This window comes from Synechocystis sp. CACIAM 05, from assembly GCF_010222815.1.
Lineage (GTDB): Bacteria > Cyanobacteriota > Cyanobacteriia > Cyanobacteriales > Microcystaceae > Synechocystis.
Genome location: NZ_CP019225.1, coordinates 1470976 through 1496808, shown reverse-complemented (window position 1 = coordinate 1496808; position 25833 = coordinate 1470976). Strand labels below are relative to the sequence as shown.

Genomic DNA, 25833 nt, shown 5'->3' with positions numbered 1-25833 from the left:
CCATTGTTGTCTTGCTGGCTGAATAGTGTTTGTCAATTTTTGCCATGGTTATACAGCCCATTTACTTACCCCATCTCCTCAAACAGCCCCGCTGTACCCAGGTCCTGGCCATTGACCAGGCGATCGCCGACTTGAAGACCCTAACGCCGGTGCGCGGGGAAGTGTCTGTGCGCCATGGGGGAACCTTTTTGGAAGTGAAAGCCCAAGCGGAAACCATTATTACCCTCCACTGTGACCGTTGTGCCCAAAGCTATAACCAACGGCTAGCATTAGATACCAAGGAAATACTCTGGTTGGATAACCAAGGGGAAAATACGATCCCAGTCTCGGAACGGGAACTAAGTTGGGATGACTTGTCGGAAGTGTTGCCCCCCGATGGTCACTTTGATGTGGAAACCTGGTTATATGAGCAATTTAATTTAGCTCTGCCCCTGAAAAACTTATGTGGTAAAGATTGCCAAGCTCCTCAGGTGCCGGATGATGGCACAGGCAATGGCTTTGATCGTCGTTGGGCCGCCCTGGCAGATTTGAAACAGCAATGGAATTAAAATCAACCAACATTGGGATATTCATCTAGCAGTTGTTGATAGGGCTTCCAGTTACCAGTACAGTGCACCGTCACTTTGCACTTTGTCAGTTGCCCTAGCAAACGACCCTGGGTGCCATCATGATTTCCCAGTTCCCAGTCGATGAATCTCCCAATGAGGCGGTGACAAATCCATTCAGGACTTACGCAAAAGAAAACTTAAGAGCAGGGGAACGAAGCTGTTGACGCAGGAAATCAGACCATGGTTGATGGGATATTTCGTAGACTGTCAATGGGCTATTAACAGCTTGACGACGAAGAAAATTCCAGACCTGTAAGGCACAGTGAATATGATTACGTTGAATGCGTCCCTTGGGACATTGACAGGCTTCTACACTAGTCAACTGCTTGAGTTCACAATGAAACTGCTCAATCTTCCAACGCACCCGACACTCCTCTCGTATCGCCTGAGTCGAATCTTGAGATAAGTCATTAGTCACGACGAATTCTGTCCGGTGTGGTGACACCGTAACTGGGAACAGTTTCACTTTTTTGTGAGCCGGAAAGCCTCGAATTTTAATCACTTTCCCGTGCTGTATTTTGGATGTATCCCATAGCAGCGCATCTACCCGTTGGTATGGAGAAATGATGCCACTGTCGTCCACCAATCGGTTCCGTTTCAGCGGGCAGTAGTAAATCTTGTTTAATGTGTCATCAATAAAAGCCATCAGCTTTTTAGTTGCGTACCAACTATCCATCAGTACAGTGGCGAACATCAGATTCTTGCTATGTGTCACTTGACTGAGCATTTCCTTGACATGCTCTAGCTTACTGTAACTATCCATCCCTTTGCCATATAGACGATAGTCAATCACTCAGTACTGATTCACCTCTGGATTGACATAAACACAACTGACCAGACCAATACCTTTGACTAGTCCTCGGGCATTGCCACTATACGGCCACTGACTGCATTCGATTTTTTGACTATAGCTTTTGTCTAACACCGTATTGTCAAAGACAACATAAGCTTTTGGTGATTCGATTAGCTCTAGACGTACCTGTTCCCATAGCAAACGAGGAGTCAGTTTTACTCCCTGTAGGTAACGTTTATCTTGCGTAAGTCCTGTCAATGTTATTCACAACTTTATTCACAACGAGCAGGAAGTCCAGCCAAAATTAGCTTCAGTATTTTTTCTATTTTTCCTTCACCATGGCCCACTCCTGGGGGGTTAGGGGTTCCCACTGTAAGCAGGATTGAAAATGTTGTTGGGCTGCAGTCGTTAAAACTCGTAAAACCCTGGGCAAACTGGGGTAATTGGTCAACTCTGCCATGGTTTTTTGCCAAGGAGCCGGTTGCTCAAAGACAAGCTCAAACAAATGGCGATCGCCGTTCCAGAGCATTTCCCCGTGTTGCAGAAGGGCGCTGGAAGTTTGCCGTTGGGCACTGCCAATTAATTTGTCCCCGGTGGGGCTGACTAAATCCGCCACCGTAGCGGTGCTGAAGCAACTGGCATTGTGGATATAACCCCTTCCTCCCCGGCCATAGGTTAAGGGCAGTCCTAACTGGTCCCAACCTTGGATGAGAAATTGGCAAATGTGCTGATAAATTTCCCGCCGCTTTCCTCCGGTGGCCCCGGTGACCACAGCATAGGTTAGCCCCCCTTGGTGCAACACTGCCCGCCCACCACTGGGCCTCGTTACCAACCCAAGCGATTGCCCCTGCCAAGTTAATTGCCGCCAATGGTCTGGCCAGGATTTTTGCAAATAACCTAGGGAAATGGTGGGCCTAGACCAACCGTAGAATCGCAATACCGATCGCCCGGTGCGGGGAAAATAATCTTCCAATAACCATTGATCCAAGGCCATCTGTAAATTACCGGGGGCTTGGATGTAGGGTAGTAAACGCAAGGGGGAAGACTGAGTGGGGGACACGGTGAACAACGGGAAAGTTCTCCTGACAAAAGTCTAGGCAAAATATGTTAGTCTTAAAAGCGCTAGGACAACACGCGGGTGTAGTTTAGTGGTAAAACCTTAGCCTTCCAAGCTAATGATAGGGGTTCGATTCCCCTCACCCGCTTTGGGTAATGGGTACAGCGGTCTCCGAAACTCGATAATTTTGATTGATAATTTCTGATCGTCCCTGATGTCCGTTGCGACACCCCTCCTCGACCGTCATCCATGCTCCCTCGATAATTCCTCAGTGCTGCACGGTTATCTGTTAGGACAGCAGAGGAGTCTTGCCCCTGGCCAACGGTGCCTATGGAGCTTTACGGAAAACTTAGGTAAGGTTGACCCTCTGGCGGTGCTTGGGGCCCTCAACGTTCAAGAGCAAGTACATTTTTACGGCGAAAATCCCCAGCGAGGGGAAACCATACTGGCCTTTGGTATTTGCCAGTCCCTGAGGATTTCTGGCAAGTATCGCTTCAGTTTAGCCCAACAATTTGCAGAGGAATGTTTCCAGCGCTTAGTGCCCATTGGTAATGTCCAGGGCAGAAGTCAACGCCCCTATATTTTTTGTGGCTTTAGTTTTTTTGACCGCCCCTCCAACCGCAATCCTTTTGCCAATTCCTTTTTGTTTTTACCCCAAATCCAAGTGGTGAAAACGTCCCAGCATTGCTTATTAAGCTGGCAAATTAGTTTAGATGGCAACACCAATATCACCGATTTGGTGGATTTTATCGGTCGAATGCTCAGCGCTATCCGTCGGGCCCAACCCGCTAGGGATACCCATACTCCCTCCATGGTTGTAAAAGCTCCCCGATTGACGGGAATAGAGGTGTCTAAGCTTTCCAAGGCGATCGCCTCTAGCTTGGAGGAAATTGCCCAGCAGAGATTGAGCAAGGTGGTGCTGGCAACGGCGTTGGATTTGGACTATGGTTGTAAGTTCAATACAGCCCATTGTCTGCAAAGACTGCGGCAACAGTATGGAGATTGCCATTTATTTTCCTGGGGCAACGGCCAGGGAGACTGTTTTGTCGGAGCTAGCCCGGAACGACTGCTGAGTTTACACAATCAACAACTGACCACCGATGCCCTTGCCGGTTCTGCCCCTAGGGATGCCGATGTCCAAGGCGATCGCCAATTGGGGCAACAGTTATTACACAATCCCAAAGAGTTGCGGGAACATCAAGCGGTATTGGATTACCTCCTCCAGCGTCTCAGGGCATTGGGTTTAACTCCCCAGGCTTCTTCCCTGAAACTGCTTAAATTGGCCAACATTCAGCACCTCTGGACCCAAATTCAAGCTCCCCTGCCGCCCCATATTCATCCCCTAGCCCTGGTGCAACAACTCCATCCCACCCCCGCGGTGGCTGGCGTGCCTGTGGCGATCGCCGAAGATTTAATCCGTCGCCATGAAACCTTTGACCGCAATCTCTATGCTGCTCCCCTGGGTTGGTTGGACAGTGAAGGTAATGCTGAGTTTATTGTCGGTATTCGTTCTGCCCTTCTGTCCCGTAATCGAGCCAGACTATATGCCGGGGCGGGCATTGTGGCCGGTTCTGATCCCCTCAAAGAAGTAGCAGAAATTGAGCTAAAACTTCAAACCCTTTGGCGTTCCCTGATTTAACTAATAATCCCGCAACAATGGCGGGGCAAAATAGAATATGGGTAGTCCGCCGTTGCGTTTCAGTCTAAATGGGGGAAACCGTCATGCGTCTCAATGCTAAAGCAAAGTCATTTTTAACCAAGGAAATTAATCGGGAAGCGGAATCCCTCGGCTTTGAGGTGCAAAAGGATATCGTCCTCAAACGCTTAAATCAATTAGCCCAGGAAAAAGGCAAACCCCTGGGTAAAGAAGATTTGGCCGAGCAGGTGACGGATATGTTCCCCACCATGGCTGACCAAACCCTAACTAAGGCGGCGAAGTTAAATACGGCCCAGCAATGGCGGCTCTGGCTAACGACCGGGGGAGTTATGGGGGCTGGTCTAGTGGGTTTTATGGGCTTAATTTGGTTGGTGAATTTGCCCTATCCTATGGTGCGGCGGCCGGTGGCCCGGGTGGCCCCCATGTTGCTACTGCCCAGTTATCTGAACATGGATAGGAATTATCGGGAGGCGATCGCCCACGGAGAACAGGCGGATCAGTTGGTCAATAATGCCACCAGCGCAGCTGACATTGAATTGGGGGCGGAAAAAGTGCGCCTAGCCCAGCAGAATTTAGACCAGTTGCCAGTGTGGTTCCTTGGCTATGAGCCGGTGAAGGTTTGCCAATTTATGGGAGGTTGTTCCTGGAATTTCACCTTTGATGAATTTCAGCGGGCCCGGGCCCAGGTGGGGCGCATGGAAGCCAGGATTTTTCAGGAAAAAAATGCCCTATCGGCCCTGACCACAGCGGAACAAAACATTCAAACTGCTAGGGCTAGCTATGAACAGGCCACTATCCCAGAACAACGACAAGCGGCGATCAAAAGTTGGCAAGGAGCCATCAATGAATTAACCCTAATTCCAGAGCAAACCTTAGCCGGGAGTCAAACCACCAATCGTTTACGAAACTATGAACAGGAATTTCAACAGGCCGCAGGCTTAGTAGCTGGGACTAATCAAACCCAAACCATGGTGATGGCGGCCCAACAATTTGCCCAACGGGCGGATCAAACCATGGCCCAGGCCCCTTTAACTGTTAACCAATGGCAGGAAGTGCTCAATCTGTACCAAGAAGCTATCCAAAGACTGCAAACTGTCCAACCCCAGGATGCACAGTATTTGTCAGCCCAAACTTTTCTGGCTGAATATACAGAAACCCTCGGTAAAATTCGCATTAATTTAGCGGCGGAACAGGGAGCAACGGCTCAATTTGACCAAGCCCAAGCGCAAATTCAAAACCTACTCACTAATCTGCCTGCCAGTAATGATAGTCAGGGTCGTAACCGCATTAAAGGGGAAATTAGCCAGATTATTAGCCAATTGCAAAAGGTACAGCCTGGCACCACCGTTTATGACCAGGCTCAGACCCTAATTAACCAAGCCCAAAGTCGGGCCCAGCAGCTTTAAGGGATAATTTTGGGGATACAAACTGATTGGCTAAAGAAAAATTGAGCACCATAGCAAGAAAAGTTTTGCCCCTACTACTGGGGGGTATTGCCATGGGTTTAGCAACGGCTCCCCTGGGTTGGACTTATGTGGCTTGGTTTGCCCAAATTCCCCTCTGGCTTTGGGTTTTTAGAGCTAACACTACTAGGCTTAATTTTACCCAGCTTAAACAATTTTTAATTTCAAGGTCACTAACAGCCATAGCTTGGGGAGGGGGATTTTATGGCGTGGCCTTATTTTGGATCACCGGAGTCCATCCCCTTACCTGGTTAGGAGTGCCTTGGTTAGCTAGTCTGGCGATCGCCGCTTTTTGTTGGTTAGCCATCACAGCTTGGGGTGTTGTCCTAGTATTTGTTTGGTTACTGGCCATGGCGGCTTGGGAAGTTACCACAACCCGGACAAAAGTCAATTCCACCTTTAAAAACTATTTATTTATACTTTGGGGCACCACTAGTTGGTGTGGGTTGGAAACTCTTTGGAGTCATTCCATTCTGTGGTGGAGTCCTGTGGCCTATATCCAAAGCCCTAGTCAGTTACATTTTTTGCAGTGGGGAGCCATTGGTGGCCCGGCTTTATTAAGTGCTTTTATTGTGGCTGTTAATGGATTTTTAGCTTTAGGTTTAATTGATTTTTTAGATGGTAAAACTGTTAACAAAAATAAACAAAATTGGCATTATTTTTTAATTGCTATTCTCATTTGGTTATTCTGTCAAGGAGGAGGTTGGTTACTCTATCAAAAACCTTTAGCGGATACACCGGAGCAGAAAATTAATGTGGGTATTATCCAGGGTAATATTCCCAACCAAATTAAATTTAATAGTGAAGGTTGGCGTCGGGCGATCGCCGGTTATACAGAAGGCTATGAAAAATTGGCTGAGCAGGGAGCAGAAATAGTACTTACACCGGAGGGAGCATTGCCCTACCTTTGGGAAACGGTGGTGGCTAGGAGCGGTTTTTACCAAGCCATTTTGCAAACCCAGGTTCCCGTCTGGTTGGGAGCCTATGGCACTAAAAGGGATGGTTACACCAATAGTTTATTGACGGTGGACGGCCAGGGAAAATTGGTGGGCCGTTACGATAAGTTTAAACTGGTGCCCCTGGGGGAATACATTCCGCTCAGTAATATTTTTGGCCAATTAATCCGACGGCTTTCCCCCCTCAAAGAACAGCTACTCCCCGGCGATCGCCCCCAGGTTTTACCAACTCCCTTTGGGCCAGCAGCGGTGGTCATCTGTTACGAATCTGCTTTTCCCGATCTATTGCGCTCCCAACTGTTACAGGGAGGGGAATTCGTCCTTTCCAGCGCTAACAACGCCCATTACAGCGACACCATGGCGGCCCAACACCATGCCCTAGACGTGATGCGGGCCATTGAAAGCGATCGTTGGTTAGCCAGGGCCACCAACACCGGACTTTCGGCGATAATTAATCCCCGGGGAGAAACTCTTTGGTTATCGGCCATGAACCAGTATCAAATCCATGCTGGCCCCATTTACCGTCGTCAGGGCCTCAGTCTCTACAGCCGTTGGGGGGATTGGGTGGTGGTTGTATTATTGGCCTTCTCGGCGATCGCCTGGCTTTACCAAATTGTTTTCCCAATTAACCAACGGTGAAAAATACTGAAAACGTAATGGAATTAATTTTATACAGCAAGCCCGGTTGCCATCTTTGTGAAGGACTGATGGAAAAATTAGCCCAGATTAATAGCCTAACCATTGAGCTAGAAGTCCGTGACATCAACACCAATGAACAATGGTGGGCCGCCTACCAATACGAAATTCCGGTATTAGTGTGCCGATCGCCGACGGGGGAAATTACTTTGCCGAGGCTATCTCCCCGGGCCCCTGTTAGTCAATTGGAAAAGTTACTGCAACATTACGTTAATGGCTGATTTCCCTGGGTAATGGAAAGGGTAGGCTTAGATTGAACGCAACGGCGATCGTTCATTGCGCCCCCCAGGGACAACGGATGAATAAGTGGTTTAGTAAAAAGTTTTTAGCAACGGATATTCGGGCTCCCCATAATTTCACCGGGGTGCATTTGGCTCCTCCCCAATGGTTGAAGCTGTTTTTTTTGCTAGGGGCGGACTTTACTGCCCTACTGGTGGCTTGGATTGTAGCCCACCGTCTCAATGATTTTTATTCCCCGCCCCCCCCGCAATTTGTTTGGTGGACCTGGTGGGGATTGCCCAGTTTATTTTGGTGCTATGCCGCCATCGTTCTGATTTTTTTTACCTACGCCGGTTTATACCGTCCCCAGACCCGCACTCAAAACTTTCTCGGAGTTGTTAAGCTGATCAGCTCCGTTTTTTTGCTGACCCTGGTGGCCAAATATTTTTACGATCCGGCGATCGACCTGCCCCGTTCCCTATTTTTTTCCGCTTGGGGCACCAGTATTATTTTTGTCATCCTAGCCCGTTTTGTAATTAGCCTAGTCCTCAGTCCCCTGGAAAGTCGTCAAGCCATTCCTATTTTTTTAATTGCTAGCTCCTGCCGTATTCAGCACCTTACCGTTACTTTGGAACGGCGTTCCCAATACCGAGTGGTAGGAGTTGCCCTGGCCAGTACAGCCCACAGCCATCACACTCTGCAACAAATTCTGGCATCCGGGGCCCAGGAAGTTCTAGCGGAGGCTTTACCTGAAGCGGATTTAGCCTCTAGTTTGTACTGGCATTTACGGGGGGAAAACATTGCCCTAAGATTACTGCCCTCCAGCCGGGATATGCTCTACCGCCGGGGCATGCCGGAGATTTTTGCTGGTTTACCAACGGTGCGGGTGGAAATTCCTTTATTGGTGGGGTTGGATTACCGCCTCAAAAGAGCTTTGGACTACGGTGGAGCGTTATTTGGTATTGCGGTGCTTTCTCCCCTATTTTTGGCGATCGTTATTGCCATCAAACTATCTTCCCCCGGCCCAGCTTTTTTCCGCCAGGAACGGGTGGGGCTCCAGGGTAAAACCTTTCAAATGTGGAAATTTCGCACCATGGTGGTCAATGCCCCCCTGCTTCAGCAACAATTAGAAGCCGCCAACGAAAACGATGATGGCATTATGTTCAAGCTCAAACGGGACCCCCGCATTATTCCCCTGGGGTATTTTCTCCGCCGCAGTAGTTTGGATGAAATTCCCCAACTATTCAATGTGATGATGGGGCAAATGAGTTTGGTGGGCCCCAGGCCTCTGCCCCTGCGGGATGTGGAAAGGTTTGATGCTTGGCACCATATTCGTCATCAGGTAATGCCTGGGGTAACGGGACTTTGGCAAATTTCCGGGCGATCGGATATCGGTAGCTTTGATGACGTAGCCCGACTAGATTTGTACTATATTGATAACTGGTCATTAAATCTTGATTGGGACATTCTGGTGGAAACTGTCAGAATATTATTGTTTAGGAAGGGAGCTTATTAGAGACTAGAAAATATAGCGATTGTTAGTCCAGGAAAGTGGAGCAAAATCTTTGAGAAATAGGCGTTTCAGCCTTTTAAAAAAGACTCAATCGCTTTTCCATCAATGGGTAGTTTTATTCATAGCTGATTAGTATAACTATGAGACATTAGACTATGCAGTAATCTTGAATAACTTTATCTATGCTAGTACCAGGAGGTGCCTGCATTCTCGCTCTTTTTAATGCACTAAAGTCATGTTCTATATCATTCAAATCTGGCGAATAAGTTGGCAAAAATAACACCATGTGTCCTGCAGATTCCACTATTTCCCTAATCTTATTTTTTCGATGAATGGGGGGTTATCCATAATCAAGATTGATTTGATTGTTAATGCTGGTATTAAAAAGAATTCAAGCCATCCTTCAAAACCCGTTGCATTTAAGCTTCATGTGAATAACATCGGCGCTATTAAGTCTTTTTTTGTTTTTCTTCTTCCTGCTACAAGATTTTCTTTTTTCTCCCTTTTCCCCTGCTTTTTTCCATATACTCTTCCTCCCTTGTTAGACCATCCATAAAGTGAGGATACAAATTCCTCAAAACCAGCTTCGTCTATGAATACTCGAATTTCAATACCGTATATTAAAACTAATTGGCTCAAGATTTTCTGATATTCTGCTCGCTTTTGGGCATCTCTCTCTTGATAAAGTAACTGTTTTTTTCTGGTAATCTTCATTTTTTTGAATTGATAACAGAGTGAAGCAGGAGTTACACCAAATTTTTTAGCTCTTTCTTTTAAAAGCATATCAGGATTATTTTTCACATTCTCTTCCAATTCTTTTATGTTTATCTTACGCTGGCGGGTCTCAACTTTCGTTGCCGCAAGCTCTTCTCTGCCCAACCAGCGATAAATTGTTGCTCTGCCCACCCTAAATGTTCTCGAAGCCTTTGTGATTCCATCACCACTCTCAATGAAATCTATAACCTTAAGACGTAAATCAAGATCGTAAGCCATGACTGATTTCGTTATTTATAGATTTTTGAGTTATTCTTGCAACATGTTACCAAAAAAAATTGGCAAAACGTCTCATAACTAGCTAAATTAGCTATACATGTGTAAATTTGAATGCATATTTGTAACTCACGGAGCCAATGTCCATGGGAATTCAAGTTTTGGGAAATTCAAGTTTAATCTCTCAGGGTAAATTCCCCGCCCCTTGAGGCGTAAGTCTTAGAGCGGTAGTGCGTTCCGAAGGAAAAATTCCGTAATGCCCCGTTCGCTTGCGGCGGGGATAGGAATTTTAGCGCTCCGCTCCCGATTTTTTACTGAACTACTTGAAGGCGCGTTTGAGCTTATCAATCCAGTTTGCTAATGCGGATTAGTTCACAGTGACTGACTTGACGTTGAAGGGACTTTAGCGCTCTAATCGATCTAGTGGTTTCACCGGCTTTGCCCCGGCTGAGCAATCCTCTTTTTTTTGCAAATATCATGACGGTTAAAGTTCTTATTCCGACTCCGCTACAAAAGTTCACCAGTGGTCAAGCTACCATTGATTGTGAAGCCGCTAACGTAGGGCAGTTGATTGAAGCTCTAGAAGCTAATTGCCCCGGCATCAAGGCCCGGCTGTGTGACGAAGAAGGCAAACCCCGCCGCTTTCTGAATTTTTACGTCAATGAAGAGGACATCCGCTTTTTGGAGGGTACGGACACGGCCCTGAATGCGGGGGATGAAGTGAGTATTGTACCCGCAGTCGCTGGGGGTTAAAGATCGCCTGAGATCTCCCAAGCAAATAAAAAAGGTGGAGTGATTGTCCACCTCATGTACCTCCCAAGAAGTTTCTTCTGGGGCTTTGTTGTTGGGGAAACGGGTTTTTGGGCTTCCAACCTCTTCCCCATGGCTAAATTGCTAACTTCCGCAGCGACTTACACACTTGCCAGTTGGGGTTCTGGACGTTTGCTGTTTCGCACTCCGGCGATCGCCTCAGCGTAATCGGGGGCATTGAACACAGCGGAACCGGCCACAATGGCATTGGCACCGGCCTCTAGCACCTGCCAAGTGTTATTGGGTTTAAGACCACCATCCACTTCGATCCAGGGATCCAGACCCCGCTCATCACACATCTGACGGAGAGCACGGATTTTAGGCAACACTTCGGGAATGAAGCTTTGCCCACCAAAGCCGGGATTAACGCTCATGATCAAGATTAGATCGCAGACGGGCAACACATATTCAAGAAAATCCAGAGGAGTGGAAGGATTGAGCACCGCCCCGGCCTTTTTACCCAATTCCCGAATTTGACAAAGGGTACGATGGAGATGGGGAGAGGCGTTGTGCTCCACATGGACGGAAATGATGTCAGCACCGGCCTTGGCAAAATCTTCGACGTATTTTTCCGGTTCAACGATCATTAAATGAACGTCCAAGGTTTTTTTTGTCAAGGGACGGATGGCGTCCACAATCAGCGGGCCAATGGTGATATTGGGCACAAAGCGGCCGTCCATCACATCAACGTGGATCCAATCAGCCCCTGCTTCGTCCACGGCTTTAATTTCTTCACCTAAGCGGCTGAAGTCCGCTGACAAAATTGAGGGAGCAACGACGATATTTTTGGACATGGGAAGGGTCTCTAAGTATTTCAACTCATAAACAAGCTTGAAATTCAGTGTAAACAATTACGGTCAATTGTAGTAGGCCCCCAAACCCGGCCTTTAAAATAGGAAATAGCCTATTAGAACCAATGGGAACCTAAATTTAAGCCTACTTTTTAATGTCTGACCCTGATGTGTTCGTCTCCCCAGTCAAGGCCGAGGCTTGGTATAGCTATGGCATCGATAAAACCCTGCATAGGTTGACCACTGCTCCCCACCGGGGGTTGGCGGAAAAGACTGTGATGGAACGAAGACGCACCTATGGACTAAATGAAATTACCACGATCGCCGGTCGTAATAATTGGCAAATTTTGCTGGATCAGTTCACCAATGTCATGCTCTTGATGTTGATCGGGGTGGCAATTATTTCTGGAGCATTAGATCTGATCAGCTTAAGGTTGGGGGAAGAAACCATGGAGGGTTTTCCCTTCAAGGACACAATCGCCATTTTTGCCATTGTTATCCTGAACGGTTTATTAGGCTATTTCCAGGAAAGTCGGGCGGAAAAAGCTTTGGCTGCTTTGAAGAAAATGGCGTCCCCCAAAGTCCAGGTACTGCGGGATGGCGATCGCCAGGAAATTAAGGCGGCCAGCTTGGTGCCGGGGGACATTATTTTGCTGGAGGCGGGCAGTCAACTCTGTGCCGACGGTCAACTGATCGAAGCGGCTAACCTTCTCATTCGAGAATCGGCCCTAACCGGGGAAGCCCAGCCAGTGGAAAAAAATGCCAGTAATACTGGTTTACCTCTAGATACTCCCCTCGGCGATCGCCAAAATATGGTTTTTTCTGGCACTGAAGTTGTCCAAGGCCGGGGCAAAGTTGTGGTGACCAACACCGGCATGGCCACGGAATTGGGCAAAATTGCCCAAATGTTACAGGCGGTGGCCCCAGAACCCACCCCTTTGCAAAAAAGGATGGAAAACTTAGCCGGAGTGCTAGTGTCCGGTTCTCTCCTGCTGGTAACCCTAGTTATTATCCTTGGGGTATGGCAGAGTGGCTGGGGCGAACTGCGGCAGTTAGTGGAAACTTCCCTCAGCATGGCGGTGGCAGTGGTGCCGGAAGGTTTACCAGCGGTGATTACGGTTACCCTGGCCCTGGGCACCCAAAGGATGATTAAACGTCACGCCCTGATCCGCAAATTACCGGCAGTGGAAACCCTCGGTTCCGTCAACGTGATTTGCTCCGATAAAACCGGTACCCTCACCCAAAACAAAATGGTAGTGCGGGAAGTGTTGACCAATGGCGATCGCCTCAGCATTGGCGGAGAAGGCTACCAACCCCAGGGCAACATCATCCACCTCTCGGATGGAGAACAGAGGGCGACCTCCGGGCCATGGCCCCCGGCCTTGCAATTACTGTGTCTCAACGCCATCCTCTGTAACGATTCTGAACTGAACTACAATCCAGGGGAAATGGAGTGGCAAGTGATTGGGGACCCCACCGAAGGAGCATTGCTAGTGCTGGCCAAGAAATTTGGCTTTGACCAGGCACAGTTAAGACCTAGTTTTATGCGGCGGGGGGAATTTCCCTTTTCTTCGGAGCGCAAACGCATGGGGGTGATTGTGGAAGTGCCAGCCGAAGGAGAGTCCCCCTTAGCAAATTTATTGGGCATTTTAGAAAATTTGGCCTTAACGCCAGGGCCCTACCTAATTTTTTCCAAAGGATCGCCGGAGTTACTCCTCCCCCACTGCGGACAAATTCATACCGCTGACCATTGTGTACCCCTCAATTTCCAGCATCAAGAACAAATTTTGAGTGATAACAATCTCATGGCCAGTCGGGGATTACGGGTGTTGGGTTTTGCCTGTAAATCCCTGGCCCAGATTCCCAGCACCCCTGACCTCATAGCTGCCGAAGATAATCTGGTGTGGTTGGGTATGGTTGGCATGTTGGATGCGCCCCGGCCAGAGGTACGGTTAGCAGTGGAAAAATCCCTGGCCGCTGGCATCCGCACCGTTATGATTACCGGTGATCATCCCCTCACGGCCCTGGCGATCGCCAAGGATCTGGGCATTAATCAGGCTGGCGATCGTTTTTTGACTGGGCAAACCTTAGAACAACTACAACAAAGCGATCTGGAAGCCCAGGTGGAAGAAGTGAGCGTTTTTGCCAGGGTTTCCCCGGAACATAAACTACGCATTGTCAAAGCCTTCCAAGCTCGGAATCGTTTTGTGGCCATGACCGGAGATGGGGTCAATGATGCCCCAGCCCTCAAACAAGCAGACATTGGCATTGCCATGGGTATCACTGGCACCGATGTGAGCAAAGAAGCCAGCGACATGGTTTTGTTGGACGACAACTTTGCCACCATTGTGGCCGCCGCCGAGGAAGGGCGGGTGGTGTATAACAACATTCGTAGCTTCATCAAATATATTCTGGGCAGTAACGTGGGGGAGGTGATCACCATTGCGTCTGCTCCCCTTTTAGGGCTATCTGCCGTGCCCCTTACTCCCCTGCAAATTCTCTGGATGAATTTGGTCACCGATGGCTTGCCAGCCTTAGCTTTGGCCATGGAGCCGGGGGAACCAAATATTATGAAGCGTCGCCCCTTTAGTCCCCAGGAAAGTATTTTTTCTCGGGGATTGGGGGCCTACATTATCCGCATCGGTCTGGTTTTTGCGGTGGTTACCATCACCCTCATGGTCTGGGCCTATCACAGTGCTGACCTAGCTGGTGCGCCCGACAGTTGGAAAACCATGGTTTTTACCACCCTCTGTATTGCCCAGATGGGCCACGCCATTGCCGTACGCTCCAACCATCGTTTAACCATAGAAATGAACCCTTTGACCAATCCTTACCTTTGGGGGGCCGTAATTGTCACCACTATCCTGCAGTTATGCTTGGTGTATTTTGAACCCCTGAGAAATTTCTTTGGCACCGATTGGCTCAGTCCCCAGCAACTACTGGTTTGTTTTGGCTTTAGCAGTTTAATGTTCGTCTGGGTGGAGTTGGAAAAGTTATTGGCCCGGTTCATCAAATAATTTTGGCCATTATCCAATTTTCCAGGCAAACAGTAGGGTAAAGGAGAGTTTTGCCGACGCTACCAGAAAAGTTAGAATAGTTGGCCAAAATAAGATTATTTCACTACTATGCCCCGCACCCAACGTAACGATAATTTCATTGATAAGTCCTTTACCGTTATGGCGGACATTATCCTCAAAATTCTGCCCACTAACCAAAAAGCGAAGGAAGCCTTTGTTTATTATCGGGATGGTATGTCGGCCCAGGCGGATGGGGAATACGCAGAGGCGCTGGATAACTATGAAGAGGCGTTACGGTTGGAGGAAAATCCCAATGACCGCAGTTATATTCTCTATAATATGGCCCTAATCCACGCTAGTAACGGAGACCATGAAAAGGCGTTGGGGCTTTACCAAGAAGCCATTGAACTGAACCCCAAAATGCCCTCGGCGTTGAATAACATTGCAGTAATTTACCATTTCCAAGGGGAAAAGGCGAAGGAAGCAGGGCAGGAAGACGACGCAGAGAATTTATTTGATAAAGCGGCGGAATATTGGAAACAGGCCATACGCCTAGCCCCTAATAATTACATCGAGGCCCAAAACTGGCTCAAAATCACCGGGCGCTCTGAAATGGATGTGTTTTTCTAACTCTCTTTTTCCCCGCGCTGCTTAATCCGAACTACCCTTCGCCGCCTACATCATCTAAACGCCTAAGCATACTGTCTGGGGGGGCATCGTTTTTTATTTTGGCGATCGCCGTACTGGTGCCGGCATTGCCCCAACTAGCTCCCTGGGCTAGATAAATTTTTGCCCCTTCCCCAACAATATAGGTGCTGTAGGCGGCCACTCCCCCCTGGAGTAAGGCTCCCCCGGCATAGGCCGCTAGATTACCTGGGTTTTCAACAAGGCTGGCGGTTTTTTGTAAGCCTAAAAATAAAGCTGATACCCATTGACTCAATAAAATACCACCGGCACCGATCAGCACTTTTTTCCAGATGCGCCCCGCTTCGTAGCTTGTGATGGGCAGGCCATAGATCCGCGCTAGACTCCGAATTAACAATAGGTCGGTGATCACACTGGCGACTAAATCCAACAAACCAATGGGATTAACGGCGATCGCCAGGGCTTTATAGCGTATATATTTACTAATGAGTTGGTCAGCTTCAGCAGTGCGGATTTCAATGGTTTTAGTGGCAATATTCTTTTCGGCTTGTTCCACCTGGCGCAGAGCATTAAGGGCCAGCAGTTGACTGCCATCCTGGTTCAGAATAGTGAAAATTTTGTGGCGTAGTTGATCCAGTTGGGGGGCTGGTTTTTCCCATCGCTCTTCTAGGGCTGGGCTGGGCCGAGAACCCCTGGGGGAATTGCCATATTCCACCCGCACCATTATGGGAGGAGGTTCAGCGGCAACTAGTACAATGTCCTCGGCGGAAAAAATGGGGCTATCTTCCCCGTCAGGAGTGAGGGACTGTAGCTGAGCAAAAATTTGTTGTTGATCCTGCTCCGGATATAGATCGATTTTATTAAAAACTAGCAATAGAGGTTTTTGGGCCTGGCGCAATGTCTGGAGGGCAGTAAATTCCGTTTGGGTAATGTCCCCCGCAATAACAAATAAAATCAGATCTGCCTGGTGAGCTACGGTTTGGGCCATGGCGGCTCGGGCACCCCCGGCAATTTCATCTAGCCCTGGCGTGTCAATCAAATCAATTTGAATTTTGTCGTTACTGCACCACCGCACCGATTGAGGCCACTGGGTTACCCCATGGAGCGGTCCTGTTTCCAGGCGTTTTTCCCCCAACAAGGCATTAATCACGGTGGATTTACCCCGACTGACTAAGCCAAAGGCCGCAATTTTAAATACCCGTTGCTCCAGTTTGGCTAAGGCTTGGTGCATGGCTTGAATGTCCTGGCGCACCGCCCCCTGCAATTCCAGATTGGGGGGATAGTTCCAATGGCGACGCTGGCTCGCATACCAATTTAACGATTGTTGGATGCTGGCGATCGCCGTAGAGAGGGCCGGATCAGGGGCGGGGGAATTCATTCAGCTAGGCAACAGATTAATCGGGGAAAAACTCAGCATCAAGGATTTCCGCCAGGGAAAAGGGACAATCCACCGGGAAAACTGATAGCGATAAAAACGTTTCCCTCACCGCATCCCTGCGGGCTATCTGATAACAACCGGGAAAATTATCAACCAAAAATGGTTTCAGACTAGGGCTATCCCCGGTGATGAGGCCCAGCTGACGACGTTGTTCGTTAATGGTCGCTGTCCAACTATTAGAGCGCTTTTCCGGTTGATACCGCCATTTGAGCAAATGGATCATCAAAACAATTAGTCTATTTTTAACTTCCCGTTTATCGCTGCGACCCATGGACTCTATTTCTTCAATTAAATTCTCTAAATCTAAGGATTGTAAATCGCCTTGTTTGAGTTGACGCACAGTTTCCTCAATCCAAAGATTGAAATCGGTGTCGTACAAAGTTGTAGTTTTTTGCCCCATGCTACTTTCCCCCTTCCCTTAATTCTAGAAGTTGACTGGCCATCGCAACCAGGGAGTGACGATGGCGATACCTTCTTAATTTACGGGCAAAATTAGGTGCTAGCCCCGGAAGCTACCACAGCCACCGCAATCAGCCCCGCCACCAACACAACGGTAATGGCCGCCATAATCAAATAATTTCGTTTGTCGGCTTTACTGGGGGCATCGGCCGCATAGATCTTGGGTTCAACGGCAAAATTATTCAGCCGTCCATCATCGTCTTTGGTATAGTTGTTCATATTTTTTAAAGTTCTCCTGTTGTCGTAAATGACAAAAAAGTTTGTTATGCTACCCGGAGCCGGAATCTGCCGGAGCCAAGTTTTTGCATAATACCCCAAAACCTAATTGGGCTTATCCCGGTTTAAAGGGGCAGAGGGGGGAAACTCGTCAGGATGTTGCCAAGATTTAGGGTCTTCCAGGGGCTCCAAATGGGTGGTTACCCTAGAGCCAGTAATCCGTTCGGCGATCGCCATTTCGATGGCTTCACAGAGATCATGGCCGCGCTGGACAGTCCAATGTCCAGGCACTAGCACATGGAAAGAGATAAAAGACTGGGAGCCAGCCTGCCTGGTTTGCAATAGATGAAAACGTACTCCTTGGTCTTCGTAGGGCAAAAAACAGCTAGTGATGGCCTGGAGTTGGGCCGGGGGTAGCGATTGGTCCATCAAGCTGGAGATGGTTTCCCGCAATAAATGGGTTCCTGTCCAGAGCACGTTGAATCCTACCCCAAGGGCTATTAAGGGATCTAGCCATTCCCAACCAGTGATAAAAATTAAAGCTACCGCCACCACCACCCCCACCGAAGTCCAGACATCGGTCATTAGATGCTGAGAATCAGCCCGCAAGGCAATGGAATTTAATCTTTTCCCCGCCCGCCAAAGAATCCAAGCCACTGTTCCGTTTAAGGCCGTGGCGGCGATCGCCAAGGTAATGCCCAAACCATTTTGATCTAAGGGTCGGGGACTCAGTAAACGTTCTACAGCGCTGTAACCGATGCCAAGGGCCGCAACAAAAATGAAGGCCCCTTCTAATCCACTAGAAAAGTATTCCGCCTTGCTATGGCCAAAGGGATGTTCAGAATCCGCCGGGGTAGCCGCTAAGGACAGAGCCCAAAAAGCAACGATGGCCGAAGCTAGGTTCACAGTGGATTCCAACGCATCGGACAACAGACCCACGGAACCGGTAATGGCATAGGCCCCCAATTTCAACCCCATGGTAGCCAGGGCCGCACCAATGGAAAGAACCGCATAGGGACGGGCAAGACGGGCGGTCATGGGGATTAAAAATGAAGGTTAAAAGATTTTATTCAGCAAATTAAAGCTGTTGCACAGGACAAACTAGGCCGCCTGCAAGCAATTCAGTAAAGGTTGCCAGCGGAAAACCCGATCGCCGCCCATTTCCAACACCACTTTCAGTTTGGGCACTCTTTTGGTGAGACTAATTAAGTCTTGAATTTCGGTTTGGGAGAGAATATAACCTTCCAAAATCCACAACACCAAACCTTTACTTTGGGCCGGTAAATTTTCCAACTGATAACCGGCGATCGGCTGGGCAAAATAAATCGGTCCCACCGCTCCTTCTTGGGCAATATTTTTCTTACCTAAATGGGCCGGACGTACTCCATGGACTTGCATCAAATAGGCTTCCACGTCCCCCAAACCCCTTGCAGAAAGGGATATACTGACGTAGCCGTTGGCCCGTAGGCGTCTTTGGTAACGACCTTCATAACCACCTTCTAGGGGGGCATACACTGCCAAAGCCCCGTCGTTTTCTAGAGCGCGGATGAATCCTTTTCCGTTGGCAATTAATGGCAATGGCAACATAGCAATGATGGCGATAATTATAAGTTATGGAAGCCTAGGACAGACTAAGTTACCCACGATTTTGACACACTCTCTGGGCAAAGCAAAGATGGGCTGCCAAGATTTTCTGGGGTTTATCCCTAAAGCAAAAACCCAAATCTTCCCTGGCCTATGGCGGTGGAAATCTGGGTTCAAAAGGTTCTTAGATTTAGCTAATAAGTAGTGCGGTAATCAAGCCTGAGTTACTAGCCCTTAGCGGCAGCGGCCACTTCTTCCGCAAAGTTGGTTTCTGCTTTTTCGATGCCTTCACCAAGGTTAAAGCGGATAAAGCGACGAACTTGGATGTTTTCCCCCAATTCGGCGATCGCCTGTTTAACCAACTCTTCAATGGTGAGATTTTGGTCTTTGATGTAGGGCTGGTCTAGCAAAGATAGCTCCTTGAGGCGTTTATCAATGCGCCCTTGGACAATCTTTTCTTTGATATTGGCGGGCTTTTTGCCCAGGTCGTCGCGCCCCATTTCAATTTCCTTCTCTTTAGCCACCATTTCCTGGGGAATGTCGGCTACGCTAACGTACTCCACATTGGGACAAGCGGCAATCTGCATGGCCACATCGTTAACCAAATCTTTAAAGCGATCGCCCCGGGCCACAAAATCAGTTTCGCAGTTAACTTCCACCAACACGCCAATGCGGCCACCAAAGTGGATGTAGCTATGGACCAAACCTTCGGCCGCGGTACGGCCAGATTTTTTATCAGCGGAGGCAATGCCCTTCTGCCGGAGCCATTCAATGGATTTTTCTAAATCACCCTCATTTTCCTTTAGGGCTTTTTTACAGTCCATCATGCCTGCGCCGGTTTTTTCACGCAGTTCCTTCACGAGTTGAGCGGTAATTTCTGCCATGGTTATCGTTCCTAATCAGTTTTTCTATGATTGCACGGTAATTATTGGGCTAAGGGAAAAAAGTGATGGTCAACACCAGCTATATTTTCCCCTAGTACTGGGACTGGGTTTGCCCTGCCCCATCGGTGAGAAAAAGGAAAAAAGGGACAAAATCTAAGCTTCTGGAGTGGCTGCAACTTCTGCTTCGGCCGCTTCTTCCACCTCCTCAGCGGCTTCTACTTCTAGATTATCTCCATCCAAACCTTCGTCAAACTCTTCGTAGTCATCGCTGACATCCGGTTGACCATGGCGACCTTCATAGATTGCATCGGCTAGTTTGCCCACAATCAATTTGATCGAACGGATGGCGTCATCGTTAGCGGGGATAGGCACATCGACCACATCTGGATCACAGTTGGTATCCAACATGGCAATGATGGGAATACCGAGCTTTTGGCATTCATGAATGGCGTTATGTTCCCGCCGTTGGTCCACGATTACCACCACGTCGGGGAGCTTGCGCATGTTTTTAATACCACCCAGGTATTTTTGTAATTTGCCCAATTCCCGCCGGAGCATGGAGCCTTCTTTTTTACCCCGACGGTCAATGCCGCCACTGGCTTCTAGGGCTTCCAATTCCTTCAGGCGATCAACCCGTTTGCGGATGGTTTCCCAGTTGGTGAGCATTCCCCCCAACCACCGTTGATTGACGTAGTGAGCTCCACAGCGTTGGGCTTCCTGGGAAATGATGCCAGCGGCTTGGCGCTTAGTGCCGACAAATAAGAATTTTTTACCGTTGATAGTGGAAGAGCGGACATACTCATAGGCATCTTCCATCAGTTGGGCGGTTTGCACCAGGTCAATAATATGAACACCATTGCGGGCGGTGTAGATATATTGATCCATGCGGGGGTTCCAGCGGCGGGTTTGGTGGCCGAAGTGAACACCAGACTCTAGCAAATCTGCGAGAGAAACTACGGGCATGTTAAATTTTCTCCTATTCGGGTTTATCCTTCATCCAAGGGAATTTCCGCCTGTGGCAGAAACACCCGAAAGCTTGGATGTGCGAATTTTTGACAACCTTTCCAGTCTAGCAGGCGATCGCCACGACTTTCACTGGGGAATAACTCCGCGACGATCAATGTTAATTTTCCATCCGTTATCTTTACATCCATTCAATAAATGATTGTGCATCTGTCCACGAGCTGAATGTTCTATACTTTTTCGGCTGTGTTCTAGCAAAACCATTATTTGTTCCGTAGAAACCACCTTGAGGCAAAGAACCAATTTCCCAACTAGTGTTGTAAGCTGGATGATACAAAGTGACTATTATCTTGCCTTCCATAGACTTCCTCACTATGAAAAGAATCCAGGGTACAGGAGTTGAACCTGTCTAGGGCGAATTATGAGTTCGCTGCCTCAACCGCTCGGCCAACCCTGGCTATTATTGTCCGTGACAATATAATCTAAACCACCAAACATTGTAAACCACCATCAACTGCTACAGAGTGAGTTACATTGATCACCCGTTTTGTAGGGGCTGGATCATCTAATTTTGTGATTTCCTGGGGCATAATAAATCGAACTATCCAAAAACCGCTTCAATGGCGATCGCCAGGTTATGTCCACCAAAAGTAAGATTTTTCTTGTCCTGTTAGTTTTTTGTCCCCTCTCCTTTGCCGCCCACTGGTTGGGTTGGGGGGAAACGACGGTGTTCATTTTGGCTGGTTTGGCCATTGTACCCCTAGCAGCCTTCATGGGCACCGCCACGGAGGAAATCGCTGTGGTAATCGGTCCTAATGCGGGGGGCCTGCTCAATGCCACCTTCGGCAACGCCACAGAACTAATTTTGGCCTATATCGCCCTAAAAGAAGGGTTAATCGAGGTGGTCAAAGCCACCCTAACAGGATCAATTATTGGTAACTTACTGCTAGTAATGGGTTTTGCCGTCTTCCTGGGGGGATTGCGCTATAAGGAACAGAATTTCCAACCCCTCGCCGCTCGCTTGAATGCATCTACCATGAATTTGGGGGTAGTGGCGATTCTGTTACCCACAGCCTTGCAATACACCTCCACAGGGGTGGAGGAAACGGTTTTACAAAATCTCTCTGTGGCCGTGGCCGTGGTGTTAATCGGTGTCTACCTCCTCTCCTTGGTGTTTTCCATGGGAACCCATGCCTATCTGTACGATGTGGGCGTGGCTGAGAATATGGAGATGCCAGAACTCGGCGAAGATGTATCAGAACCGGAACCTCCTACGGAAGAAGAAAAACCCAATCTTTGGCTTTGGACGGGAGTTTTATTGGTAGTCACCCTAGGGGTAGCGGTGGAATCGGAATTGCTGGTGGGTTCCCTAGAGGTGGCCACGGAATCCCTGGGATTAACTGCCCTGTTCACCGGGGTAATCGTCCTACCCATTATCGGTAACGCTGCCGAGCACGCCACCGCCGTCACTGTGGCCATGAAAGATAAAATGGATCTCTCCATGTCTGTGGTGATGGGGTCGAGCCTGCAAATTGCCTTCTTTGTGGCCCCAGTCTTGGTCATCATCGGCTGGGCGATCGGTCAGCCCATGGATTTAAACTTCAATCCATTCGAGTTGGTAGCGGTATTGGTGGCAGTTTTGATTGTCAACTCTATCAGTAGTGATGGCACTTCCAATTGGTTAGAGGGCATCCTGTTGCTTGCCACCTATGCCATTGTGGCCCTGGCTTTTTTCTTCCATCCCACCCTAGTCTAATAGTTGATAGGTAATTTCCTCCAACTCTAAACCCGGGGCAATGTAACTGATTGGGGCTGATTTTGATATTTGCCCCTTCTGGTTTCATAGCTAATATCGCAGTCTTCCCCTTCAAAAAAGAGTAACTGTACGATGCCTTCGTTGGCGTAGATACGGCAATCAGCACTGGAGGAATTGGAAAATTCTAGGGTGAGGTGACCACACCACCCCGCTTCCCCCGGAGTTAAGTTGGCAATAATACCAGCCCTGGCGTAAGTACTTTTACCAATACAAAGCACGGTCACATTAGCAGGGATGGCCAATCTTTCCACTGCAACTCCCAGCCCGTAGGAGTGGGCTGGCAAAATAAAATAACTGCCACTGTCATCCCTGTGCAGTTGGGTAGCTTCCAAATTGTGGGGGTTAAAGTTTTTGGGATCAACTACAGTGCCCGGAATGTGGCGAAAAATGCGAAAATCCGCCGTAGAAAGCCTAATATCATAACCAAAACTGCTCAGACCAAAGGAAATAGCCGGTTGTCCCTCTATTTGCCGCATTAGCTTGGGTTCAAAAGGCTCAATCATGCCTTGGGCAGCTTGGGCACGGATCCAAATATCATTCTTGATCATGGGCAAAGTTCAAGGAAATAAAGCGGCAATCATTATAGCTGCATCAATGGCGATCGCCGACGGGAATAATTTGAGCTAGTCTTGAATTGATCTGATCAATGAAATGATTAATCAGGAGAAAAACTAAAAATGTTTGTTATCACCGACGAATTTTGGCTTCATCAAATAAACTTTAATAATATGATTTGTGAATAAATTTATAGAACAGTAAGTATTAACGATTATATTTTTAAAATCTCTAGAAACTTAGCTATAAAGTCTTAATTTATCGCCTCTAGCTAAATTGTTTAAAAATAATATAAGTAGGCGTAGTCAGAACTACAATTTGGAGAAATTTTAACTGATTATGTTATTTCATTCTTATCTAAATCTGTCCCGGTCGAAATTAAGAATCTTTTAACTGTTCTAGGCGGAAATTTCCAGCTCTAGCGATGGGTGAGCGTGAGGCAGGGAACTGCGATAATCTAAAATTTGACTAAATTAACCCCTGAAGAATCAAAATTATCTCACTGACAGGCCTAAAAAATTTCCTATAATTGACAACAAGCCCATTTCACAAGCAGGTTCAGCATGTCAAACCAACGGGATTACACGCTCATTATTGATAAAAGCGGTAGCATGTCCATCATTGAGCCAAAATTCCAAAAAAGCCGATGGGAGCTAGTTCAAGAATCAACCCTCGCCCTTGCTAGAAAATGTGACCAGCTAGATGCTAACGGAATCACAGTGTACACTTTCTCCGGCAAATTCCGCCGTTATGACAACGTTAACGCATCTAAAGTGGAGCAAATTTTTCAAGAAAATGAACCAGTGGGTGGTACTAATCTCACCGCTGTGCTACAAGATGCGCTCAATAATTTTTTACAACGAAAAAAATCTAATCAGGCTCCAACAGGAGAAACTATTTTGGTCATTACGGATGGAGAACCCAATGACCGTAGATCCGTTTTTGAAATCATTATTCAAGCCAGTAAGTGTCTAGATGCGGATGAAGAATTAGCTATTTCATTCATGCAAATTGGGAATGATCCCAGTGCCACCAAGTTTCTCCAGGCTCTTGATGATCAATTAATGGAAGTAGGAGCCAAGTTTGATATTGTTGATACGGTAACCTTTGATGAAATGGAAGACCTAACTTTAACTGAAGTTTTATTAAATGCTATTGAGGATTGAAACCAGATATTTTATTATGAATAACCCCGATTCCATTGACTCTATACTGGCTGACCTCCGCCAAAAATATATTGAAGAGCCAGAAACACTATCTAGTAAACCAGCTATAGCTTCTACTTCAAATAAGGAGCAACAACATCCAACTTTAGATATCATTTTAAATGAATTAAAGCAAGGTTTTAAGGTTAATTATTTTTCCGAAAAAACGCCTAAAATTCAAGCTACATTTAAACAAACATCCGAATCTTTAAACCCAGAATTAAAAAAATTAATTGATCACCAAGAGCAACAAAGACAGGCAATTATCGCTCAAAAAGCTCAACAATGGCTAGAGCAACTTGACCCACTGTCTGGTGAAGGAATTTGGTTTGCAGATTTAGCAAAGCATTATCCGTCTACCCTAGCCGCGGCGATCGCCTTATTAATTAACGAATCAGCTTAACATAACCTTCAATTATTCAATTTACTAAAGTGATTGACATTATAAAAGCAGATCTTAATTCAGCTGTCCATGCAGAAGCAATGATTCAATTGATGAATGAATATGCCTGTGACCCCATGGGAGGAGGAGAAAAATTACCTGATTATGTTAAAGCAAATCTGCCATTAGAGCTTGCCAAAAGACCATCTATTCACGTTATCCTTGCCTTTGTTTATTCCCAACCTGCCGGTCTGTTGGTATGTCTAGAAGGATTTTCTACTTTTGCTTGTAAACCGTTACTCAATATTCATGATGTCATTGTTTCTTTGCCTTATCGTGGCAAAGGTTTATCAAAGCTAATGCTACAAAAAGCGGAAGACATCGCCTTAGAATTAGGCTGTTGCAAACTTACTTTAGAAGTACTGGAAGGAAATCATATTGCCCAATCAGCGTACAGGTCATTCGGGTTTGGAAGCTATGAGCTAGATCCTCAAATGGGCAAAGCATTATTTTGGCAAAAAAAGTTACCGGATATACCTACATTGACTAGTCATATGCCATGAATAGTGGTAAAGCAAGATAGCTAGTTTCCTCTATTTAAATTGGCGATCGCCTAGGATTTAGATAACTATAACTAACCGATAAATAATTCTAGTTCCAGTGATAGAATTTCAGAAATTATGGAGATTGCTCAGTGAATCATTGGGTTCAGATTAAAGCAACAGTTAAAGCTGGTTATAGAGTTGCTTCCGGTCAGTCTGGTGATCAACGTTTCCCTGGGGGAACTCTTGCTATGCAAAAGCCCTTTTTTGAGAAGCATGGATTAAATTTAGATGATTATTACTTAGGCACAATTAACTTAAGCATTGCGCCTCATCAATACAAAATAAAGCTAGCCAAATATACTTTTAAACAAATACAATGGTCAAGTAAAGATCCAGCGGAAGACTTTTCTTTTTTTGATTTTAATCAAATTGAAATTTTCTAAAGTTATAGTCATTTCAATTAACGATGAGAGAATTTAATGTAAAATTATGGGGTGTACAAAATGAACAGGTTTAAACAATGGCTTACAGTTTAGATTTAAGGCAAAGAGTAGTAGCTTATATAGAAGCT

At 47.2% G+C, this 25833-nt stretch carries 27 protein-coding genes, 2 tRNA genes and 2 pseudogenes; 16 read left to right on the top strand and 15 right to left on the bottom strand.

The features are described 5' to 3' along the window. Positions 1-44: 44 nt before the first annotated feature. Positions 45-548, top strand: coding sequence for a YceD family protein (locus tag BWK47_RS07135; RefSeq protein WP_162328125.1), 504 nt, complete (start codon positions 45-47; stop codon positions 546-548). An 11-nt stretch (positions 549-559) separates the two neighbouring features. On the opposite strand, the pseudogene BWK47_RS17030 reads toward BWK47_RS07135, so the two are convergent. The 4 genes and pseudogenes from BWK47_RS17030 to BWK47_RS07120 form a co-directional block, all read right to left on the bottom strand. Next, positions 560-709, bottom strand: a pseudogene (locus BWK47_RS17030) (IS1 family transposase); the annotation flags it as partial. A gap of 20 nt (positions 710-729) precedes the next feature. Continuing rightward, a complete protein-coding gene (locus tag BWK47_RS07130) occupies positions 730-1401 on the bottom strand; it encodes a transposase (RefSeq protein WP_162328124.1) in 672 nt (223 codons plus the stop codon). Then, positions 1402-1659 carry a hypothetical protein gene (locus BWK47_RS07125; protein ID WP_162328123.1) on the bottom strand — a complete coding sequence of 86 codons (258 nt, stop codon included), beginning with the start codon at positions 1657-1659 and terminating at the stop codon, positions 1402-1404. Between the two features lie 64 nt (positions 1660-1723). Next, positions 1724-2461 (bottom strand): lipoyl protein ligase domain-containing protein, encoded by a 738-nt coding sequence (locus tag BWK47_RS07120; RefSeq protein WP_237269908.1) that lies wholly within the window; start codon positions 2459-2461, stop codon positions 1724-1726. A gap of 74 nt (positions 2462-2535) precedes the next feature. Between BWK47_RS07120 and BWK47_RS07115 the strand changes: the two genes are divergently transcribed. From BWK47_RS07115 to BWK47_RS07090, 6 genes are all read left to right on the top strand, one after another. Beyond that, positions 2536-2606: transfer RNA gene (locus BWK47_RS07115), tRNA-Gly, on the top strand. A 66-nt stretch (positions 2607-2672) separates the two neighbouring features. Further along, positions 2673-4097, top strand: a complete 1425-nt coding sequence (locus tag BWK47_RS07110) for an isochorismate synthase (RefSeq protein ID WP_162328122.1) — start codon at positions 2673-2675, stop codon at positions 4095-4097. A gap of 68 nt (positions 4098-4165) precedes the next feature. Further along, on the top strand, positions 4166-5521 hold the full coding sequence (locus BWK47_RS07105) for a hypothetical protein (RefSeq protein ID WP_162328121.1): 1356 nt from the start codon (positions 4166-4168) through the stop codon (positions 5519-5521). Positions 5522-5613: 92 nt separating this feature from the next. Next, positions 5614-7173 carry an apolipoprotein N-acyltransferase gene (lnt, locus tag BWK47_RS07100; protein ID WP_162329634.1) on the top strand — a complete coding sequence of 520 codons (1560 nt, stop codon included), beginning with the start codon at positions 5614-5616 and terminating at the stop codon, positions 7171-7173. Beyond that, entirely contained in the window at positions 7170-7451 is a 282-nt protein-coding gene (locus BWK47_RS07095) for a glutaredoxin family protein (protein WP_162328120.1), read from the top strand. Before lnt ends, BWK47_RS07095 begins: the two co-directional genes overlap by 4 nt. Before the next feature lie 77 nt (positions 7452-7528). After that, on the top strand, positions 7529-8965 hold the full coding sequence (locus BWK47_RS07090) for a sugar transferase (RefSeq protein WP_162328119.1): 1437 nt from the start codon (positions 7529-7531) through the stop codon (positions 8963-8965). Positions 8966-9110: 145 nt separating this feature from the next. On the opposite strand, the pseudogene BWK47_RS07085 reads toward BWK47_RS07090, so the two are convergent. After that, positions 9111-9955 (bottom strand): annotated as a pseudogene (locus BWK47_RS07085) (IS630 family transposase). Between the two features lie 420 nt (positions 9956-10375). On the opposite strand from BWK47_RS07085, the gene BWK47_RS07080 reads away from it, so the two are divergent. Further along, positions 10376-10705, top strand: coding sequence for a MoaD/ThiS family protein (locus tag BWK47_RS07080; RefSeq protein WP_204250480.1), 330 nt, complete (start codon positions 10376-10378; stop codon positions 10703-10705). A gap of 158 nt (positions 10706-10863) precedes the next feature. Here BWK47_RS07080 and rpe read toward each other — a convergent pair whose 3' ends face one another. After that, entirely contained in the window at positions 10864-11556 is a 693-nt protein-coding gene (gene rpe, locus BWK47_RS07075; RefSeq protein WP_162328117.1) for a ribulose-phosphate 3-epimerase, read from the bottom strand. A 152-nt stretch (positions 11557-11708) separates the two neighbouring features. Between rpe and BWK47_RS07070 the strand changes: the two genes are divergently transcribed. Both BWK47_RS07070 and BWK47_RS07065 read left to right on the top strand, forming a co-directional pair. Further along, positions 11709-14570 carry a cation-translocating P-type ATPase gene (locus BWK47_RS07070; RefSeq protein WP_162328116.1) on the top strand — a complete coding sequence of 954 codons (2862 nt, stop codon included), beginning with the start codon at positions 11709-11711 and terminating at the stop codon, positions 14568-14570. 108 nt (positions 14571-14678) lie between these two features. Further along, a complete protein-coding gene (locus BWK47_RS07065; protein WP_010872764.1) occupies positions 14679-15200 on the top strand; it encodes a photosystem I assembly protein Ycf3 in 522 nt (173 codons plus the stop codon). Positions 15201-15231: 31 nt separating this feature from the next. Here the strand turns inward: BWK47_RS07065 and BWK47_RS07060 are convergent, their stop codons facing one another. The 6 genes from BWK47_RS07060 to tsf form a co-directional block, all read right to left on the bottom strand. Next, positions 15232-16593 (bottom strand): GTP-binding protein, encoded by a 1362-nt coding sequence (locus tag BWK47_RS07060; RefSeq protein ID WP_162328115.1) that lies wholly within the window; start codon positions 16591-16593, stop codon positions 15232-15234. A 16-nt stretch (positions 16594-16609) separates the two neighbouring features. After that, on the bottom strand, positions 16610-17053 hold the full coding sequence (locus BWK47_RS07055; protein WP_162328114.1) for a DUF29 domain-containing protein: 444 nt from the start codon (positions 17051-17053) through the stop codon (positions 16610-16612). A 92-nt stretch (positions 17054-17145) separates the two neighbouring features. Beyond that, complete coding sequence (psb34, locus tag BWK47_RS07050) at positions 17146-17331, bottom strand: photosystem II assembly protein Psb34 (RefSeq protein ID WP_010872768.1); 186 nt, start codon at positions 17329-17331, stop codon at positions 17146-17148. Between the two features lie 102 nt (positions 17332-17433). Then, positions 17434-18366, bottom strand: coding sequence for a cation diffusion facilitator family transporter (locus BWK47_RS07045; RefSeq protein ID WP_162328113.1), 933 nt, complete (start codon positions 18364-18366; stop codon positions 17434-17436). Between the two features lie 63 nt (positions 18367-18429). After that, positions 18430-18915 carry an NAD(P)H-quinone oxidoreductase subunit N gene (locus BWK47_RS07040; protein WP_162328112.1) on the bottom strand — a complete coding sequence of 162 codons (486 nt, stop codon included), beginning with the start codon at positions 18913-18915 and terminating at the stop codon, positions 18430-18432. Between the two features lie 224 nt (positions 18916-19139). Continuing rightward, the gene (tsf, locus tag BWK47_RS07035) at positions 19140-19796 is read right to left on the bottom strand and encodes a translation elongation factor Ts (RefSeq protein WP_010872771.1); all 657 of its coding nucleotides are present in this window, start codon (positions 19794-19796) and stop codon (positions 19140-19142) included. Between tsf and BWK47_RS07030 the strand changes: the two genes are divergently transcribed. Next, entirely contained in the window at positions 19795-19953 is a 159-nt protein-coding gene (locus BWK47_RS07030) for a hypothetical protein (protein WP_158299077.1), read from the top strand. The two genes, tsf and BWK47_RS07030, sit on opposite strands and share 2 nt — an antisense overlap. Here the strand turns inward: BWK47_RS07030 and rpsB are convergent. Together rpsB and BWK47_RS07020 are read right to left on the bottom strand one after the other, a co-directional pair. After that, a complete protein-coding gene (rpsB, locus tag BWK47_RS07025; RefSeq protein WP_010872772.1) occupies positions 19950-20759 on the bottom strand; it encodes a 30S ribosomal protein S2 in 810 nt (269 codons plus the stop codon). The genes BWK47_RS07030 and rpsB overlap by 4 nt on opposite strands. A gap of 384 nt (positions 20760-21143) precedes the next feature. Then, positions 21144-21216, bottom strand: a tRNA-Ile gene (locus tag BWK47_RS07020). A 180-nt stretch (positions 21217-21396) separates the two neighbouring features. On the opposite strand from BWK47_RS07020, the gene cax reads away from it, so the two are divergent. Further along, positions 21397-22515: a calcium/proton exchanger gene (gene cax / locus BWK47_RS07015; RefSeq protein WP_162328111.1), complete on the top strand. Its 1119-nt coding sequence runs from the start codon at positions 21397-21399 to the stop codon at positions 22513-22515. 26 nt (positions 22516-22541) lie between these two features. Here cax and dcd read toward each other — a convergent pair whose 3' ends face one another. After that, positions 22542-23123 carry a dCTP deaminase gene (gene dcd / locus BWK47_RS07010; RefSeq protein ID WP_162328110.1) on the bottom strand — a complete coding sequence of 194 codons (582 nt, stop codon included), beginning with the start codon at positions 23121-23123 and terminating at the stop codon, positions 22542-22544. A 570-nt stretch (positions 23124-23693) separates the two neighbouring features. Here dcd and BWK47_RS07005 point away from each other — a divergent pair. The 4 genes from BWK47_RS07005 (at position 23694) to BWK47_RS06990 (ending at position 25705) form a co-directional block, all read left to right on the top strand. Then, positions 23694-24296 (top strand): vWA domain-containing protein, encoded by a 603-nt coding sequence (locus BWK47_RS07005; RefSeq protein WP_010872775.1) that lies wholly within the window; start codon positions 23694-23696, stop codon positions 24294-24296. A 16-nt stretch (positions 24297-24312) separates the two neighbouring features. Beyond that, on the top strand, positions 24313-24738 hold the full coding sequence (locus tag BWK47_RS07000) for a salt stress protein, Slr1339 family (RefSeq protein WP_237269906.1): 426 nt from the start codon (positions 24313-24315) through the stop codon (positions 24736-24738). A 29-nt stretch (positions 24739-24767) separates the two neighbouring features. After that, positions 24768-25280, top strand: coding sequence for a GNAT family N-acetyltransferase (locus BWK47_RS06995; protein ID WP_162328108.1), 513 nt, complete (start codon positions 24768-24770; stop codon positions 25278-25280). A gap of 131 nt (positions 25281-25411) precedes the next feature. Then, positions 25412-25705: a hypothetical protein gene (locus BWK47_RS06990; RefSeq protein ID WP_162328107.1), complete on the top strand. Its 294-nt coding sequence runs from the start codon at positions 25412-25414 to the stop codon at positions 25703-25705. Positions 25706-25833 lie beyond the last annotated feature (128 nt).